Genomic DNA, 18,219 nt, shown 5'->3' with positions numbered 1-18,219 from the left:
GCGAGGGAGTGGGGGGTCCCCTTCCCCTTAGACAGAGTCCCCTACAGAAAGCCTGTATAAGAGACAGGGCTAATCGCGGCGAAGAGTAAGACCTAGCCAGTCTCGGTTGATATTTTTCGGAGTCACATGGTGTGAGATACGAATATCATCAATAGCAATACGGCCTTTTTGGGTAACATCGTATATTTCTCCTTCTGAGGTTTCTGCACGGCTCAAAAGATCAAAGAACCATAATTCGTAGAGGATCCCGTGGACAGCATAGATGTTGTCTTGTGGCAGAAGTTCACCTGCGTGATGGGTTTTAATCCGGGATTCTTCTTCGAGCCCGTGGAGTGCCTGCCAAGCATCGCTTGATGTGATGATGATGTCAGCGGGAGTGATGTCACGTTCTGCTTCGTCGTTGAGTTCGCTAGCAAGTTCTACTGTGCGGTTAACAAGTGAGCCAAACAGTTCGTCGTGCCGTTTCTCGTATTTTTCTCGTTTGGCGACAACCAGATTGCCTTTCTGGGTGGTTATCCACATGCCGCTGTTGTCTGCCGGCCCTGCTTGCGAGATAAGTCCGTTTTCGCTGTGTTGGGTGAGTTTTTTACTGACGTAATTCGGTGTGATGTCAAGCTTTTCAGCGAGATTCGGTCTGGTTTCCCGATTCTCGTGACAGGCGGTGAGGAGATTCCAGTCAGTATCGGAGAGGTGCATGGTATGACTGGATAGTTCGCCTCATCAATATTGAATATGTGGGATCAGTATGTCGAGGTAATATTGAATTATGAGTTGTAGCATTAGTTCAAGGTTTTAAGTATATTCGGATATAAGATGTAGTTAGACACGGATGGTATCTGTCGCGTAGAAGTCATGTGCCCGGTCGCAGGCTTGCCCCCTGCAACCGGTCCGCCGCGGCACATCAACCGTGTACAAAGGCGATCAACCTATGAAACTGCAACCAAACGTACGCTCTGAAGGCGCAAAAAAGCACCGTGAAACACCCGAGTGTGGGGTTACAGCACAAATCAACGAGGATATTGAGTTCGTCATAGCGCGGTTCAGCGGGGTTCTACGAATGAACCCGTCGGCAACCATCGGGGATGCCCGCGGTATGGTAGGTAAAGAGGTGGTGCGAGATGCCCGGTGAAAGCGACAGTAAAGACCGCATTAAGCGGTACACGGACGCGGCAGACGATCACGACGACGCCAAAGACGCTGCGAACGCCGTGTTTGAACTCTTTATTACCCGTGCGAAGAGTGCGGGCGCAATCGCCAGAAGACGGGAAGAAAGTGCAGCTGGCGACGTACTTGCGTCAATCTCTAAAGAACACGGCGACGCTGCGGCAGTGATTGATGTTGGCGACGAGTGGCTCTCCGACTGTGCGAAGATGACTGGGACGCCCAAGGATACACTCCGCGAACCACTGCTCAGCTCAGTTGAAGATCTTCGTGAAAAAGAAAAAGACGACGAGCTGGACGAACTAGACGATGAACTGGCTGACGAGTACGGGGACTCTGTGGACTGGTCGCTCGACAACGGATACGCACTTGACGAGTACTTGGAGACGATAGAAGACGTGATCAAATCGGACAACGAGGACGTAGTGAGTGACCCGGACTACATCTTCAAGTTCGAAGATGGGGCGCAAGTGGAGCTTGCTGATGGTAATCACCTAATTCGAACCGTGTTGTACCGGGCAGTCGAGTCCGCATCTGATGAGCACATCCGCAACGAAATCGCGTCATATGAGGCTGCGAAGGAGATTGATGTTGACGACTCGGAAAAATTCGAGCGGGAATATAGTTGGCGGAGTAACGGGCCTGCTACCCGGCCGTGGGGTCTGGATGGTGTGTTAGATGAGTACAAGAAAGACGCATGGAACGAGTGTATTACTGACCTGGTACAGTCACACTTGAAAAAAAGCACTCGCGGGCCGGGACCAAGATCGTCAGCTTGGAAGCGCGTCCGGCAGAATATCGTACAGAATCCGGCGGCGACAGACAAGCAATCCGTCACTACAGTCGGGAAAGGCTCGTACTATGACGAAGAGCACGAGGAGTTCTGGGTGCCGAATGGGGTTGTGATGGACGCTTGCGAAGAGTTCGGAATCGAATCCAACCAACTTGTTCACGAGTTACACGAGCGCGGGGTCGTGAGTGATGAATTGGCGGGCCGGGTAGCATCTTACCCAGATTCGTCGGTTCGCCCGGAGACCCGGTTCTGGCGGTTTGACGCGAGTCACGAGAAGGTTCAAGGTCCGGTCGAGTACGTAGAGTCCATGACCGGAACGAGTGACGACGAGTTCGGCAGCACCAGTGGCCGTGAAACCTACGGGGGGGAAGCCTAATGCCAGTAGGATCACCTGATCGGAAGCCGCTCCGAGATGTGTGCCCGGAGATCAAGACGGATATGGATAGCCCGCACATCACCGGGTTGAACATCGCTTCATCAGATGAATCTGTAATGCTCTGGGGTCCCCCAGGAAGCGGAAAGACAACAGAATCCGGGCTCCGGACGGCGATCCGTGCCGTGAACGACGAGTTGCGTCCAGGTGACTGTACAGTCGTGACCTACCGAACGGCACTATCAGACGCGCTGCGGCGTAAACTCGTCTCGTGGAACGTATTCCCGGAGATGGTGCTCCCGCCGACCAGCGAGGAGAGTCCATACCGGTTTTGGGGAACTGCACACGCTGTTGCGTGTAGAGCAACTGGGTTCCTCGAACAGTTCGATGGAAGCAGCGAAACCGGTGGATGGATCGGCAGCGAGCACGAAGGAATAGTGGACGATTACGTCCGGTACGCGTTTTGTGACGAGCACAACATCAAATGGTATGCCGCGAAACCATGGCAGGAAACTCGGGGCTCCACGTTTTTTGCCCTCTACAACTACGCCAAGCAGAACATACTGAATGTCGGATCGTACGACTTGCCGGACAAGTATCTTCGTGGGCGGATTACTGAAGATCCTCGTGCGTGGCGGTTACTCGCTGAGTTCCGTCAGCAGTGGGGTGGCGGGATTGACCTATTCCACGAGGTAGTGGATAAGTGGGAAGCTTGGAAGGCGAAACACAACTGTGCTGACTACTGGGAGCAACTACAAGCCGGGATAACCGGATCACTCCCGCCTACAAAGCACGTTGTAATTGACGAGCTACACGATGCGTATCCATTGATGGCCCTGTATTTCGACAGGCTGGTTGAACACTCTGACACGGTGATTATCGCAGGCGATCCGGACCAAGTGTGTAACGCGTTCAGCGGAGCTGACCGAGCAATCTTCCAAAATCTCCCGGAGCGGGTTGCTTGTGACATCCCGACGGTGAAGCTCCCGGAGAGTTATCGCTGTCCAGACGAACACTTTGCAGCGGCAAGGCGCGTGCTGTCCCGCGAACACCAACCACCAGAGCTATCCACACCTGGACCAGGTACGATCCACCGAGATACACCAGAGACAAAGATGCGGTACAACGACCAGAATGGGTGGCGGCTTCCCCCAACTGGTGAGGAGTCGTCCCCGTATCAGTTATGGCAAGAGTTCGGACCGGATGTAATGTACCTCGCCCGCGCCGGATTCTTCCTTGATGCGGTCGGCGCACACCTAGACCGGGAAGGTATCGTGTACGAGTCGCAGCCCGGGAACGCGGGTAATTGGGCAGCGCGGCTCTCGTTACTTCGATGTCTCAACCTCTGTGAAGGGTACCGCCCGCCGCGGCAAACATCGATCATCGATGATGAGTACGATGGAAGCAACACGCAGAACGTCGAAGCAGCAAAAAATACGAAGGTTACCTGTGACGACGCGCAGCGGTTTATCCAGCACATCGATGAGGCGCATCTACAGGGCAGTCGTGACGATGCGAAGGATACACTCTTCGACTACCGACGGGACAAAGCGACGTTAACACTCGCTGAGTTCCATACCGACATCGTGAATCGTGAGTTCTGGGCCGTGTACGGTCGGGGAAAAAATAGTATCGATGAGCTAGTTCGACTTACACCACGGACAGGATTTACTGGGAATAAAACACGGGATGTGGTTGCTATGAAGCAGGCGTGGGACCGATACGCCTCGATTGATGATACCACAACCGTTCGTGATCTCGCAGATGGAACACGTCTACTGACGATCCACGCCGCGAAGGGTTCCGAAGCACCCACGATCGTACTGTATGACGGCTTGACGCGTCGAAACACGAAAGCGGTTCGGCAGCACAAAGACGCTGCGCGGAACGAAGCCCGGACGTGGTTCGTCGGGCTGACACGCTCCTCAGATACGCTATACGTTGTTCGAGATTCACTTACCCACATTTGGGATTCCTATCTACCGCCAGACATGGAACCGGTTGCTGCCGGTGAAGCCGCGGAAAATCGGTCTGGGGCTACTGATGGCGGCACAGACAATCGAGGTGGTTCTCGATGATAACAAACACTAACAACAGTAACAGCCCCAGCAAAACGACCACTGACGAAGATGAGTCTAATCCGGACTGGGTTGAAGAGCGGGCTAAGGGGTATCGTACATCCCCAGATGTCGTTGTTGAGGACGAGGACACTAGCATGTCGATCTCAGCGCACTACAAGCAGTGTCGCGCTGTGTACGAGGAATTAGCGACGATCGGAGATGAGTACGAGACTCTCGCAGTCCCGGATAACACGTCGTGGTACGTGTCGGAACAAACGGACCCAGAGGTGGAGTATCCGTATGAAGCCCGGCCACTCTCGCTCCGTGAGACGACGCGTGCGCTTGGCGACACCGAACGTGTGTTGTATGCTGTGACGAGTTACAAACAACGTTCTTCGGTGCGTCAAACGGCTCCACACCGGTACGGTGATAACGAGATCGAATGGGCTGCGGGGAACCCGCTTCCCGGGTACGAGGATTTGGCTGGTTTCGGCGCATTCGTCGATCTCGATTTGAATGATGATCTGAAAACACAGCGCGGTGACTTGGACACCAATACAGTCTCCACTATGGAATCAGTGATTGAAGCGTACTGCGACGCATTTGCGGATCTGTACGGTGGTCATAAGCTTGTGTACGCGCTGGATTCGGTCGGTGGATGCTACGTGTTCGGTGGACCGGGAGCTACCATTCCGATCGCCCGGCAATTCTCGGGGGATGACCGCGCGACTGTAATGAAGGCACTGCGAGAGCGGACAAACGAGTATCTACAGATCAAGCAAGATGAGATTGAATCCGAGATCTCTGGGGCTTCTGACATCACGGATCCAGATTGGTGTCAAAACTGTAACCGACAGTACAAGCCCCCCCTTGCCCTACACAAGGAGCACGACGCTGTCGTCACACCCATCGACACGCAGGACGTGACGTACGACTACACACCACTCACCGCCGTTGATAGCAGCTTGATCAGACGGGCGGAAGACTGGGCGGCCGGACTGACAAGCCTGGATCATACTGATGAATCAGTCACGGAGCAGCTTGTCCAGCAGTTGTGGCCGGACTACTATCGTGAGCACGGCAACTGGTGCGCCGCTCTCGAATCGTTTGTCGATGATGAGTTGAGCAGTGATGATGGTGGTGATGCTGACGAGGTGACAGAGAATGGCGATAGTAGTAGCGCTGACAGGGTTTCTGACGTGCGACTCACACGCGACTTTGAGGACGTGAAGAGCGCTGTAGGCAATTTAGATATTGAAGCGGTTGCCGAGAAAACAATCGCTCATGAGTGGACAGACAGCAAGACGGGGTTCACTGACCGATCTGGATCGGGTAAGCGCGCATTCATCCCTGTGTGGGGAACAAATGCGAACAGTGGGAACGCGAATTTCGTCGACAAAAGCGAAGGAACGTGGATAGATTCGTCTGAATCGCATCAAGCCGGCCCGGTAGAGATGGCGCTGATTGCAGAGAAAGAGGGGAATTGGTATTCGAATCGGTACCGACACGCTCGCGGTATGGAGTGGCGGTGTGGTGTCAAAATACTACGAAACAAGGGCTTTGAAATTCCCGTGTACTGCCCGGATGCGGAGACGACTGACGGGGATAAGATGCCGCTGTGGTCGCTCATTAAGACAGCACGGGCACTCGGTGTTATCGATAAGGATGACCTAGTAGAACGAGAGAGTGAAGACGGCGGGACATACACTGGGTTTTGTGATGCGTTGACGTATAATCGGGCGCTCGCGGTTGTCAAGGATGTTGGATTTGATACTAATCGTGAGCCCGTCAATGTCAATGAGGACGCGGCAGCTTATGAGAGTGTACTGAGTGAGTATGCTGACGACGGGTGGCAACCGTGGACAGAGCCAGCAAAATGTCTCGTCGCGTGCTTACGAGCCCGGGACGACGGCGTAGTAGCTGAAGGCACGGAGCCACCGCAGCTGGCACTACACCCGATCATCAAGATTATCTCAGATGATCCCCCAGGTGAGGCAGGTACTGGAGTAGTAAAATTAGCACTTGAGACCTTCCACGAACTGGATGCTGTTGAAGCCGCTGAAGAATTCGATATATCCACGAACGGGGGTGGCTGCGTATGAGCGAACCAGTGGGGAACCTAGGTAGAACGTGCGCTCGCTGGATGGCCACACATGCTGATGAACTCAAGGACGTGATTCCGCTCCCAGATCACACGTGGAAATGGAGTGAGACGGACTTGACGCGGTCGCAGTTTAGCTATCTTCGCCGGTACGGACTGATTGAACAAGTTGGGGAACAGGAGTGGCGGACGACAAACAAGTGTATCCAAGCTATTGGGAATTACGGACGGATACCCCAAGATGAAATCGGGATGTATGTTGATTATGATCGGTCGTGGTTCGACACTCCTGCCGATGGGCGTCCGCAGTTTGATAGTAATTGTAGCAAGGAGACGTTTGATGCTGAGCAGGCAAACCTTGATTCCTACAGATGATGATCCCAATAGCGCGTAAGCCAGAGAAATTTGAACATCTCTGTTGGTGTTCTTATTTACTGATTCTGTATTTGATTGGCCGGGATGCGTCGATGGGTTGATATAGATTAGCTGATAGAATTATTAGAGTTTCTCAAGAACTTCTCTACGCTTAGCGGCAGAAACCTGATCATATTTCATAGTTGTTCTGGCGCTTTGATGTCTTAATTGGTCTTTCGCAGCCTTTAGGTCTCGCTCTTCTGTCACATAGGTGCCGACTGAGTGCCGAATGCTATAAAAAGTCATACTGCGACCACCGAGTTCGATCCCAGCATCCCTACACAGTCGTTCGATGAGCCGTCGCAGTGACTTACTCGTGTAGGGCGTGGATTCACGTGTCAGCCAGAGTTCGTCACGGCCATCGTACTTCTCTCGACCACGGCGTTCTCGCAACCAGTGTGTCAGCGCAGTCGCGGTTCGTGACGTGATCGCTACACGCCAGTTATCTTCGTTCTTCGATGAATCTTCTTTTGGTATCCGGAGCATCTTATTATCTATATCAACCCAATCGACGACTGCGCGGCGTACCTCGACCGGTCGCAGTCCAGTGTCAAGACTCGTTAAGATGAGGGATGTGATTTTCCACCCATCGTCGTCATTACTCATCACGGTTTCGCGTATGAGGCGTCGTTCACGTCGGGTGAGATAGTCGCGTGGTTTGTCTTCGCCACCGGACCGGAACTGCTGGTCACGATCCCAGTCACATCCGCTGAAACGTGTTTCTAACCAGTTGAAGTACCTGATGATCGACTCCTCTGTTTTCCCTTTCGTCGATGTCGTCACGTCGCGGAACGCGACGACTTCATCAATATATTCATCAGCGTGTTCTGGTTTCGGTGGAAATGAGTACCGTCCTTCTTCTCCCCACACCCATCGGTCGAAGCGCGCCGTTCGATACGTGGTTCCATACGTTGAGTAGTCGCTGTATCCTTCTCGTGCTTCCGGGTTCTTTCCTCTCTCACGTAACCAGGTAATGAAGTTCCACCGATGGTCCTCATAGTCGATGCGTTGCTGTTCGTTGAGCTGTTCGGCGTTAGAATCCGGGATGATACGGATTGATCTCCCGGGTTCAATTTGAATGTCACAGCGTTCGTTGCTCGCGGTCATGGTTACCTTGACAGGCACCCTGAACCACGAGACGGGAACGCTGCGTTAGTGCGTGGGACCGGATTTGAACCGGCGGACCTCTACAGGACAGCGCCCTCAACGCTGCGCCGTTGGCCTGGCTTGGCTACCCACGCTCGCGGTGTTTTGTCGCGTCTCCACGTATCCTTCCCCTAATTAAAAGCCCTTCCATTCGGCAGTGCCGTGCCGCGACCCGACATCGGGACTGGGTCGAGGACGCCGACGATCCGGACGCCGAAATTCGGAGCGATGACGCCGACCGCACCGCCCGAGCGACCGTCGAAACCGGCACGGGTTTGGGGGTGGCGCCCCTCTACCGATCCATGTCCGAGTGGGCCCGCGAGAACGTCCCCCTCCTGACCGCGATCTGTTCCGTCGCCGCGCTCGCCGTGGTGTTCGGCGCCGTCGGCGGCGCGATCCCGAGCGCCCTCCTGCCGCGCGCGAGCGACGCCGTCCTCGCCGCGATCCCGCACTTCAACGCCGCGGTCTCGGCGACCGCCATCGTCACCATCCTCCTCGGGTGGCGCGCCATCTCCCGCGGGAACGTCGAGCGTCACCGGAACTTCATGATCACCTCGTTCGCGCTGTTCACCGCCTTCCTCGCCGCGTACCTCTACCGGCTGATCCACGTCGGCACGACCGCGTTCCCCGGCCCCGAGGCCGTCTACACCTACCTCTACCTCCCGTTCCTCGCGATCCACGTCCTGCTCGCGATCGTCTGTCTCCCGTTCGTCTTCCACGCGCTCCTGCTCGCCGCCACTCGCCCGTACGGGGAGCTGTACCACACCCGGCACGCGCAGGTCGGCCTCGTCGGCGCCGTGCTCTGGCTGATCTCGTTCACGATGGGGATCGGCGTCTACGTCATGCTGTACCACGCGTTCTGAGCCGGGTCGGACGCCGGATCCCCCGGCGCCGCCCGCTTCAAATTCGGCTCCTCGAACGCCGAATTCGACGACGAAGGTTGAAGCCGTCGTCACCCGTACGGCCCGCCGTGCTGTTCCCGACGCACCTCCTCGTCGCCGGCTGGCTCGGGTGGCTGTCTGCCCGTCCCCGCGTCCGGGAGCGCTTCCCGGGGACGCCGACGCTCTCGGTCGGGTGGCTCGTCGTCGGCGCGACGCTGCCGGACGCCGTCGACAAGCCGCTCGGCGCGCTGGCCGTCGTCGACGTCTATCACTCCGTCGGCCACTCCGCGTTGCTCGCTCCCCTCGCGATCGCCGTCGCCGCGCGGAACCGACACGGGCTCGCGGCGGCGGTCGGCTGGGCGTCTCACCTCGCGCTCGACACGCTCCACATCGTCGTGAACGGGCGGGCCGAAAACGCGGTGTCCCTTTTGTGGCCGGCGCTTGAACAGCCCGATCCGCTGGGCATCCCGCCGGGCGACTTCGCGGCCTTCTACGTCGGGACGCCGTCGTTTTACCTCGAAGCGGCGGTCTGGACGGCGGCGATACTCGTCGCCTTGCGGTCGCGATTTGGCGCCGGCACGGACCGGCGGACCGACGGGTGACCCGCGGTCGGGTCGCGCTACTGCCCGTCGTTCGCCATCTGATGGGCCGCGTAGAAGAGGGGGACGAGCAGCGCGCCGGCGAAGCCGAAGCCGAGCGCGAGCGCGCCGATGTCGCCCGCGGTGAGAGTGCGACCGCCGCCGCCACTACCGTCTCCGCCGTCGCCACTACCGTCTCCGCCTCCGCTGTCTCCGCCACTCCCGCCGCCGTCTCCGCCGTCTCCGCCGCCACCGCTCCCGCCCGCGTCCGGGTCGATCAGGTCGTCGTCGACGGAGCCGACGGCGACGGCGCCCTTCATCCCGGCCGCCCTGTGCGGCGTACAGTAGTAGTTGAACGTGTCCCCGTCTCCGGCGTTCTCGAACGTGTATTCGAACGTAGTCCCCGCCTCGGAGACCGTCTCGCCGCTGTCGAACGTCTCGCCCTCGGCGACGACGTTGTGCGCGCCGCCCTCGCCGGTCCACTCCCAGACGACGGTCGTTCCCGAGTCGATCAGGATCGCCGCCGGGTCGAACCGGAGCCCGTTGACCGCGCCGACGCTGACCGTGACCTCGTCCCGTCCGGTGTAGTCGACGGTGCCCTCGTAGTTGTCGACGTCGTCCAGGTACCCGCCGTACTGAGCGGCGGCGGTCCCGGAGCCGGCGGCGAGCCCGGTCGCGACGGCGGCGCCCGCGGCGCCGGCCCTGAACAGCCCGCGGCGACTCATCGTCGCGTCGTCGGCGTCGGATGTCATACGCGTACCTCCCGGCGTGGGCGTATTTAAATTCCCGATTCCGGACTCGCGTCGCGAGAACGCGAGGCGGCGAGGCCGGTAGCGTCGGGCGACGTGCGACGAAAGAGCGACGACGACCCGATCAGTCGTCCGCCGGCGTGGGGTCGGGCGCGGCGGTATCGAGGTCGCGATCGGTCTCCTCTCCCTCGACGTCGAAGGGGTACTCCCCGGTGACGCAGCCGAGACAGAGGTCGGCGCGGCTCTCGCCGAGGGCCTCGGCGACGGCGTCGATCGAGAGGTACGACAGCGAGTCGGCGCCCACTTCCTCCCGGATCTCCTCGGTGGAGGCGTCGGCGGCGATCAGCTCCTCGCGGGTCGCCATATCGATCCCGAAGTAGCAGGGCGCGACGATCGCCGGTGCGCCGATCCGGAGGTGGACCTCCTCGGCGCCCGCCTCGCGGACGAGGTCGACGAGCTGCGTCGAGGTCGTCCCGCGGACGATGGAGTCGTCGATGATCGTGACCGACTTCCCCTCCACCGTGGACTTGATCGGGTTGAGCTTGAGCCGGACCGCGCGCTCGCGCTCGTCCTGGGTCGGCATGATGAACGTCCGCCCGACGTAGCGGTTCTTCATCAGCCCCTCGGCGAACTCGATGCCCGCGTCGCCCTCGGCACGGGGCTCCCCCTCCGCGGTCGTCTCGCCGGCCGCGTCGGCGTAACCGGAGGCGAACGCGCGCCCGGAGTCGGGGACCGGCATCACCACGTCCGACTCGACGCCGGACTCCGCCCAGAGCTTCCGGCCGAGCTTTCGTCGGACCTCGTAGACGAGGTTCTCGTCGATGACCGAGTCGGGGCGCGCGAAGTAGACGTGCTCGAAGAAGCAGTGGGCGGTCGACTCGCGCTCGACGAGCTGGTACGTGTCGTAGCCGCTCCCGTCGGGGTCCAAGACGACCAGCTCGCCCGGGCGCACGTCCCGGATCAGCTCCCCGTCGAGGGTGTCGATGGCCGCCGACTCGCTGGCGAGCACGTAGCCGCCGTCGATCTTCCCGAGACAGAGGGGGCGGTTCCCGAGCGGGTCGCGCACGCCGAGGACGGTGTCGTCGTGGGTGATCGCCAGCGAGTAGGAGCCGTGGATGCGGTTCATCGTGTGTTTGACGGCGCGCACGAGGTCCTCTTCGAGGAGGTTGCGCGCGAGGTCGTGAGCGATCACCTCGGTGTCGCCGTCGGAGGTGAACGCGTGGCCGGCCGCCGCGAGCTCCTCGCGCACCTCGTCGGCGTTGACGAGGTTCCCATTGTGCGAGAGCCCGAGCGACCCGGACTTGAACGACACCGAGAACGGCTGCGCGCAGCTCTTGTCGAGGCTGCCGGCGGTCGGGTACCGGACGTGTCCGATCCCGGTCCCGCCCGACAGCGACGCCAGGTCCCCCTTCTCGAACGCGTCGCCGACGAGCCCCCGCTCGACGTGGCTGTGCTGTTGGAACCCGTCGTGCGTGACGATCCCCGCGGACTCCTGTCCCCGGTGTTGCAGCGCGTACAGCGCGTAGTACAGCGGTCGCGCGGCCCCGCGGTCAGCGAACGAGACGCCGACGACGCCGCACTTCTCTCGCGGCCCGTCAGCGGTGTTGTCCCCACCGGCGTTCATGTACGCGAGGGTGAGGCGGGAGGCGATAAAAATCCTCGTGTTCGTGGTGCGATCGGGATTTACGATAGAATATATATCCACGAACGCGGATCAACTCCGGCGAACGGGCCGGCCGATCCGCCTCGATCACTCCCCCTCGATCAGCTCGTCCAGCCGCTCGAAGTACGCCTCCCGCGGCACCTGGTAGGCCGCTCGGTAGTCCACGTCGCCGGCGGCGAACCGGGCCGCGACGTCGACGGCGGCGGCCGCGCCGGCCTCTCGGCTCTCTCGCGTCTCCGAGACCGCCTCGACCTCGGGCTCCAAGAAGAGGACAACGTGCCACTCGTCGGTCGCGTACTGGCCGGACCCGGGACGGGCGTTGCGCGCGCCGTTCGTCAGGTAGATCGTCGGGAGACACTCGGCCGGGAGGTCGTCGCCGTCGAACACGTCGGGGCGGTAGACGAGGATGGCGCGGCCGCTCGGCTCCTCGTTCCACACGCGCCAGCCGTCCGGCAGCGCCTCGAAGCTCATGGGCGGAGTCGGACGCGGAGGCATGAAAGGGTCGCGCTCCGGGGCCGGACGGTGCGGACCGCGAGCGACCCGCTCAGTCCACGATATCGGAGCCGCCCGACGGGAGGAACTCCTGCAGCCGGTCTGCGCTCGCCACCTTCCGCACGAACGACTGGTCGGCGAAGCGCTCCTTCAGCGTCCGATAGGCCATCATCGCGGCGTCGTTCTGCGCGTACATCCCCGGCTCGAAGGTGACGCTGGTCGCCGCGCGGTCGACGATCGCCGACGGCGGCCCGCCGATGGCCCGCGTGACGGGCTCGCACTGGACGCCGACGGCGATCCGGCAGGGGACGTCCTCGAAGTAGGTGCGGTCGCCGCGGATCACGAAGCTCCCCTTCTCGATGTACTCGCCGCTCTCGGGCGTCTTCGACACCTGATCCGGCTCGACCATGTAGGCGTCGCCCGCGCCCCGGCCGTCCTTCCAGTCCGAGGAGTACGAGACCGCGAACTGCGCCGCCTCGCGCAGCGTCTCCTCGTCGAAGTCGACCGGGTCGGCCGACTCCGAGGGCCCCGCGGCCTTCAGGAGCGTCACCGGTCCCCCGTGCGCCTGCGTGTGGAAGAACCGGTCGTGTTTGCCCATGTACTTCTTGACGAGCTCCTCGTTCTGGTCGGCGTTGCGCCCGCCGATGACGAGGTAGCCGGTCGAGGTCCGGAACCAGCGGAACCGCTCGAACCAGTCGTCCGGGCTCCGGATCGGGATCGACGAGCGCGAGAGCCAGTCGGTCTCGTACTCCTCGTCTTCGTCGTCCTCGCCGTCGCCCGCGTCGCTTTCGCCCTCTCCATCGTCGGCCGCCGCTTTCGCCTCCCACTCGGCCTTGCGCTCCCTGACGGCCTCCAGCTCCGTCCGGGTCGACTCGATCGCCTCCATCGCGCCCTCCCTCTTCCCCTCGATCCGCTTGGCCTCCTGGTAGAGGCGATCGGCGTTGACCTCCACGCCCGCGCTCGCGTCGAGCTCGACGCGGGTCGTTCCCCCGTCGTCGCTCTCGTCGGCGAGCTCGACCGTCACCGTCCCCTCGCCGCCGTCGACGTCGACGACGGCCTCGGCGGCCGGGATCCCGCGCTCCGCGCCCGCGTCCAGCGTCTCCGCGATCTCGTCCCACGGGACCTCGTCCTCGCGGGCGTCCCGGACCGTCGAAAGCACCTCGTCGACGAGGTCGTAGTTCGCGTACAGCAGCTCGGCGCGCCCGCGCTCCGCCTCGGCCTGCTCCTCGAACCCCTCGATCGCCCCCTTCTGCTGTTCGATGATCCGCTCCTGTTTGGCGATCTCCTCCTCGAAGTCCGGGCGGGAGGCGCTCGCGTCCGACGGGGCCTCGCCCTCGCCGCTCTCGTCGCGGTCGAGCCGGTAGAAGTAGTCGTCGACGGCGGCGTTGAACGAGTCGAAACCGACGCTCGGCAGGCCCTCGTGCTCGGAGAGCGGGAAGGGCGTGACGTCGACGACGCGGGGGTCGCGGTCCCCCTCCTCGCCGTCGCTTCCGTCTCCCCCGTCGAGCGACTCCTCGTACACCCGCGGATCGATGTCGCCGGCGCGGAGTCGGTCGCCGATCCGTTCGAGCGCCTCGTGGAGCGCGCGGAGCTGGTCGTCGGTGGCCTCGTCGATGGGGGTCTCCTTCTCGACGCCCGCGCGGGTGCACACCTCCTCGGCGTAGAGCCCGCCGAGGTTGAGCTGCGTGGCGAGGGTCCGCACCACGTCGCTGTCGGACTCGCGCATGTGGCGCTCGAACCCGCCGAGGCTCACGTCGAGGGGGTTGAGCCGCGAGGCGGGGTACTCGTACTGCGAGCCAGGCGCGACCGTCCGGGACTTCAGCCGGACCGTCGACAGCGACCCGACGACCTCGCCGGTCTCGTCGAGCGCGGCGACGTTGCCCTGTCCGAACAGCTCGACGACCAAGGTCGTGTTCTCGTCCTCGCGCTCGAACTCGAAGGTGAGTATCCGGTCGAACTCGTACTGCTCGACGCCGGCGAAGTCGGCGCCGGACATCCGGTTTCTGAGCATCTTCGCGAAGTTCGGCGGGCGCCCTGGCGCGTCCGCGACGTTGTCGGGGTCCGCGACGTGGGCGCGTTTGATGTCTCCCACCTCGATCATGAGCTCGACGCGGCCGCGGTCGAAGTCGCGCAGCTTCAGCCGGAGCAGGTCGTCGTCGTAGAGGTACGCCTTGTCGACCTTCGCGCCCTCGTACCGATTGAGCTCGGTGACGAGGGCCGCGAGGTCGATGCTCGACAGCTCCCGCTTCTGGTCCATATGCGAAAGACACTCGCGGCCCGGAAAAGGCGTGTCGTTGTGGATTCGGAGCGTCGAGCGAGACGGAGCGGTCGGGGGCCGGCTACAGCCGCTTCGACACGTACGGCCCGTCCTGGTGGTAGCCGAGCTTGTTTCGGTAGTACTCGCGGGCGCCGATCCCCGAGATGATCGCCATCTTGCGGTAGCCGGCGTCGCGGGCCATCTCCTCGGCGCGTTCGAGGAGTTCGGTGCCGTACCCCTGATGCTGCCAGTCGCCGTCGCCGCCGATGGCGACCTCGCCGCCGTACACGTGGAGCTCGCGGATCAGCGCGGCGTCTTCCAGCTCCCGGCGGATCGCGTCGTTCTCCGTGCCGGGCGCGCCGGGCTGATCGGGGGCGAACGAGGGGAACCGGAGGCGACAGAACCCGACGAGGAGGTCGCGGACGGGGTCCTCGAAGGAGATGAAGTGTTCCGTCCCGCCGCCGGCCTCGTAGGTCATCACGTCGAGCTCGACGTCCTCGGGGTCCGGGTCGGCGTCGTTGTGGCCCACCTCGCGGGCACGGATGTCGCGCTGGACGATCCCCTTCTCCTCGGCTCGCTGGTCCGCGAGCTGGCGGAGGTTCGACTTCCAGACGCCGCCCTCGATGAAGTCGGCAGGGATGTCGCGCTGGACGCGCTGCAGGCGGGTGTACTTGGGGATCTGGTCCATCGCCTCCGCGACCACGTCGGCCGCCTCCTCGTTCGAGAGCGGCTCGAAGTCGTCGCGGCGCCACCGGTCGTATATCCGGGTCCCCTCGACGACGAGGGTGGGGTAGATCTTCAGGTAGTCCGGCCGCCAGTCGGGGTTTTCGAACAGCTGCCGGAAGTCCTCGACGCACATCTCCCGCGTCATCCCCGGCTGGCCCGGCATCATGTGGAAGCCCACCTTGAACGCGGCGTCGCGCAGGCGACGGTTAGCGTTCCGGGAGGCCTCGTTGCCGTGCCCGCGGTGCATCTCGCGGTTGATCCGCTCGTAGGTGGTCTGGACGCCGACCTCCACCTTGGTGCCGCCGAGGTCGAGCATGCGGTCGATCTGCTCGGGGTCACACCAGTCGGGCTTCGTCTCGAACGTCGTGCCGATGTTGCGGATCTCGTTCGCCTCGTTTGCGGCGATCACGTCTTCGAGGTACTCGAACTCGGTCGCCTCGGGATCCGGCGCGAACGACTCCTCCTCGGCCGGCTCGGGCTCCTTGTCGAGGTCGTAGTCGTTCATCGCCTGCAGCGCGCGCTTCACGAACCACTCCTGGTAGTCGTGCGAGCGTGCCGTCATCGTCCCCCCCATCAGGATGAGCTCCACCTTGTCGACCGGGTGGCCGATCTTCCGGAGCTGTTCGAGCCGGAGGGTGACCTGTCCGTACGGGTCGTAGTCGTTCTGCTCGCCGCGGGCCGCCGCGGGCTCGTGGCCCGTGTACGACTGCGCCGATGAGAACTCGGAAGCCGGGCCGCCGGGGCAGTAGAGGCACTTCCCGTGGGGACAGAGCTTCGGCGAGGTCATGATCGCGACGGGGGAGACGCCCGAGGCGGTCCGGACCGGCTTCCGCTGCACGACCTCGATCACGTCGTCGCGGGCCTCTGCGGGCGCGTGATCGAGGATCTCGGTGTTCTTCGGGACCTTCGGCGAGGAGAACTTCGAACACGCGTCGAGCTTGGCGGACTCTAAGTCGTCGCGGTCGATCTCGCCGGCGAGGATCCGGTCGACGAGGTGCTCGCAGGTGCGGACGAACGCCTCGGACTCGCCGCCGGCGTCGCCGTCACTCGCCGCGTCCGTACTCATTATGCTTCGATCGACGGGTTTCGGAGTTAAGCGTGTCGCACCGGGAGAACCGCCCGGTTTTAGGTCGGCGCCTGCGTAGCCGCGGCCGTGCTACGCAAGGACCTCCTGCGCGTCTCGCGGGCCGGCGGCGGCTACCGCCCGCGGTTCACGAGCCGCGAGCACCGGCCGCTCGCGGCGAAGGTCCTCGGGACCTTCGAGTCCCACGTCGGGGAGCGCCGCGGCGACCTCGACGACGCGCTGGCGGACCTAGAGGCCGACGCCGCCGACGCCGGCGGCGACTTCAAGCTCGTTCGCGGGCTCGCCGCCCTGGTCGAACGCGAGTGCGCCTTCGAGACGCGCGCGCCCGTCCCGCCCCGGCGCGTCCGGCGGGCCGCGTTCGAGGCCGCGGAGGCGGTGGGCGTCGCGAGCGAGGCGGAGCGGGAGGCCGCGGTCGACCGCGCCGCCGACGCGCTCGGGATCGAGCCGGCGGACGTGGAGGGGTCGCTGCACGCCGACCGCGACGTCAACGAGGTCCTCGTCGACGCCGACGTGCGGTGGGACCCGGACTCCCTCCTCGAACAGTACGATCTCTCCTTGGCCCAGACCGCCCTGTTCGACGCCACCGAGGTCCGGGTGCGATCGAACGACCCGAAGCGGCTCGTCTCCGCCGTCAGGCGGCTGCGCCTGATGTACGAGCTGGAACGAACCCCCGAGGGCCGCGAACTGATCGTCACGGGTCCCGACGCCCTGTTCTCGCGCACCCGACGCTACGGCACCGCGTTCGCCAGGCTGCTCCGGACCGTCGCGGAGTCGGCGGAGTGGCAGCTCGAGGCGACGGTAGACGACCGCGGCCGCGAACGTACGATGCGCCTCTCCGACGGCGACGTGACGGTGCCGGGCGTCGATCCGGTCGCGGAGCCCGACTTCGACAGCGGGGTCGAGGCCGACTTCGCCGGGCGGTTCCGCGGGCTCGACCTCGACTGGACCCTCGTGCGGGAGCCCGAACCCCTCGAAACCGGAATCCGGGTGATGATCCCGGACTTCGCGTTCGACTACGACCACGCCGGCTTCCGGCTGTTCTTCGAGGTGATGGGCTTCTGGACCCCCGAGTACGTCGCGAAGAAGCTCTCGCAGCTCGCGGACGTGGAGGACGTGGACCTCCTCGTCGCCGTCGACGAGGGGCTCGGCGTCGGCGAGGAAATCGCCGCACGGGACCACCGCGTCGTCACCTATTCGGGAACGGTGCGGGTGAAGGACGTGGTCGACGTGCTCCGCGAGTACGAGGCCGAGTTCGTCGCGGACGCGGCCGCCGACCTCCCCGCGTCGCTGTCGCCTGACGCCGACGCGATCGGGCTGGAGGACCTCGCGGCCGAGCACGGCGTGAGCGTCGAGGCGATCGAGGACAAGGCGTTCCCCGACCACGAGCGTATCGGTCGGACGCTCGTGCGCCCCAAGGTGTTGGAGGCGGTCAGGGAGGAACTGGAGGCCGGGATGGCGCTCTCCGGGGCCGAATCGGTGCTCGACGAGTACGGGATCGACGACGCGAGCGCAGCCCTCTCGCGGCTCGGCTACCGCGTCGAGTGGGAGGGGCTCGCGGGCGGGACAGTTCGAGAGAAATCGGAATAGAGCAACTAAATCTGTGCGGCGGCGTGTGCCGACGAGCGCCCGGAGGGCGTGAGTCGCACGCGCGAGGGAGTCAGTCGCCGGAGCGAAGCGGAGGCGGCTGACGAGGCTGGGGAGGCGTGAGGTGCGGTGCGGTGCTGTGCGGGGCGGGAATCGA

General features: G+C 62.7%; 13 protein-coding genes and 1 tRNA gene. 6 read left to right on the top strand and 8 right to left on the bottom strand.

Annotation, left to right across the window (positions count from 1 at the left end):
* Window positions 1-69 precede the first annotated feature (69 nt).
* Entirely contained in the window at window positions 70-696 is a 627-nt protein-coding gene (locus tag SD626R_RS03065) for a hypothetical protein (RefSeq protein WP_092563308.1), read from the bottom strand.
* 422 nt (window positions 697-1,118) lie between these two features.
* Between SD626R_RS03065 and SD626R_RS03060 the strand changes: the two genes are divergently transcribed.
* Genes SD626R_RS03060 through SD626R_RS16320 form a run of 3 tightly spaced genes read left to right on the top strand, consistent with a single transcriptional unit; the run spans window position 1,119 to window position 6,489 of the window.
* Window positions 1,119-2,330, top strand: coding sequence for a hypothetical protein (locus tag SD626R_RS03060; protein WP_137782845.1), 1,212 nt, complete (start codon window positions 1,119-1,121; stop codon window positions 2,328-2,330).
* A complete protein-coding gene (locus SD626R_RS03055) occupies window positions 2,330-4,405 on the top strand; it encodes a UvrD-helicase domain-containing protein (RefSeq protein ID WP_092563303.1) in 2,076 nt (691 codons plus the stop codon). The genes SD626R_RS03060 and SD626R_RS03055 overlap by 1 nt, the downstream gene beginning before the upstream one ends.
* Window positions 4,402-6,489 carry a hypothetical protein gene (locus tag SD626R_RS16320; protein WP_137782846.1) on the top strand — a complete coding sequence of 696 codons (2,088 nt, stop codon included), beginning with the start codon at window positions 4,402-4,404 and terminating at the stop codon, window positions 6,487-6,489. The genes SD626R_RS03055 and SD626R_RS16320 overlap by 4 nt, the downstream gene beginning before the upstream one ends.
* Before the next feature lie 497 nt (window positions 6,490-6,986).
* Here the strand turns inward: SD626R_RS16320 and SD626R_RS03050 are convergent, their stop codons facing one another.
* Both SD626R_RS03050 and SD626R_RS03045 read right to left on the bottom strand, forming a co-directional pair.
* Complete coding sequence (locus SD626R_RS03050; protein ID WP_092563300.1) at window positions 6,987-8,009, bottom strand: tyrosine-type recombinase/integrase; 1,023 nt, start codon at window positions 8,007-8,009, stop codon at window positions 6,987-6,989.
* A gap of 49 nt (window positions 8,010-8,058) precedes the next feature.
* Window positions 8,059-8,143 (bottom strand) — tRNA-Leu (locus SD626R_RS03045).
* A gap of 207 nt (window positions 8,144-8,350) precedes the next feature.
* Here SD626R_RS03045 and SD626R_RS03040 point away from each other — a divergent pair.
* Complete coding sequence (locus SD626R_RS03040) at window positions 8,351-8,911, top strand: DUF420 domain-containing protein (RefSeq protein WP_092563297.1); 561 nt, start codon at window positions 8,351-8,353, stop codon at window positions 8,909-8,911.
* Between the two features lie 107 nt (window positions 8,912-9,018).
* Window positions 9,019-9,531, top strand: a complete 513-nt coding sequence (locus SD626R_RS03035; RefSeq protein WP_092563294.1) for a metal-dependent hydrolase — start codon at window positions 9,019-9,021, stop codon at window positions 9,529-9,531.
* Between the two features lie 17 nt (window positions 9,532-9,548).
* On the opposite strand, the gene SD626R_RS03030 is transcribed toward SD626R_RS03035, so the two are convergent.
* The 5 genes from SD626R_RS03030 to SD626R_RS03010 all read right to left on the bottom strand — a co-directional run bounded on the left by SD626R_RS03030 (window position 9,549) and on the right by SD626R_RS03010 (window position 16,460).
* Window positions 9,549-10,259 (bottom strand): halocyanin domain-containing protein, encoded by a 711-nt coding sequence (locus tag SD626R_RS03030; protein WP_092563291.1) that lies wholly within the window; start codon window positions 10,257-10,259, stop codon window positions 9,549-9,551.
* Window positions 10,260-10,380: 121 nt separating this feature from the next.
* Window positions 10,381-11,880: an amidophosphoribosyltransferase gene (gene purF, locus SD626R_RS03025; protein WP_092563288.1), complete on the bottom strand. Its 1,500-nt coding sequence runs from the start codon at window positions 11,878-11,880 to the stop codon at window positions 10,381-10,383.
* A gap of 126 nt (window positions 11,881-12,006) precedes the next feature.
* The gene (locus tag SD626R_RS03020) at window positions 12,007-12,390 is read right to left on the bottom strand and encodes a DUF5820 family protein (protein WP_092563285.1); all 384 of its coding nucleotides are present in this window, start codon (window positions 12,388-12,390) and stop codon (window positions 12,007-12,009) included.
* Between the two features lie 73 nt (window positions 12,391-12,463).
* Window positions 12,464-14,668 (bottom strand): ribosome rescue protein RqcH, encoded by a 2,205-nt coding sequence (gene rqcH / locus SD626R_RS03015; protein WP_092563282.1) that lies wholly within the window; start codon window positions 14,666-14,668, stop codon window positions 12,464-12,466.
* 82 nt (window positions 14,669-14,750) lie between these two features.
* Entirely contained in the window at window positions 14,751-16,460 is a 1,710-nt protein-coding gene (locus SD626R_RS03010; protein WP_092563279.1) for a tRNA uridine(34) 5-carboxymethylaminomethyl modification radical SAM/GNAT enzyme Elp3, read from the bottom strand.
* 87 nt (window positions 16,461-16,547) lie between these two features.
* Between SD626R_RS03010 and SD626R_RS03005 the strand changes: the two genes are divergently transcribed.
* Entirely contained in the window at window positions 16,548-18,065 is a 1,518-nt protein-coding gene (locus tag SD626R_RS03005; RefSeq protein WP_092563276.1) for a DUF790 family protein, read from the top strand.
* Window positions 18,066-18,219: the final 154 nt, after the last annotated feature.

This window comes from Halorubrum sp. SD626R (assembly GCF_001261915.1).
Taxonomy (GTDB): Archaea; Halobacteriota; Halobacteria; order Halobacteriales; family Haloferacaceae; genus Halorubrum.
Note: the sequence above shows the minus strand (reverse complement) of the source record. Positions and strands in the feature narration are given on the sequence as shown.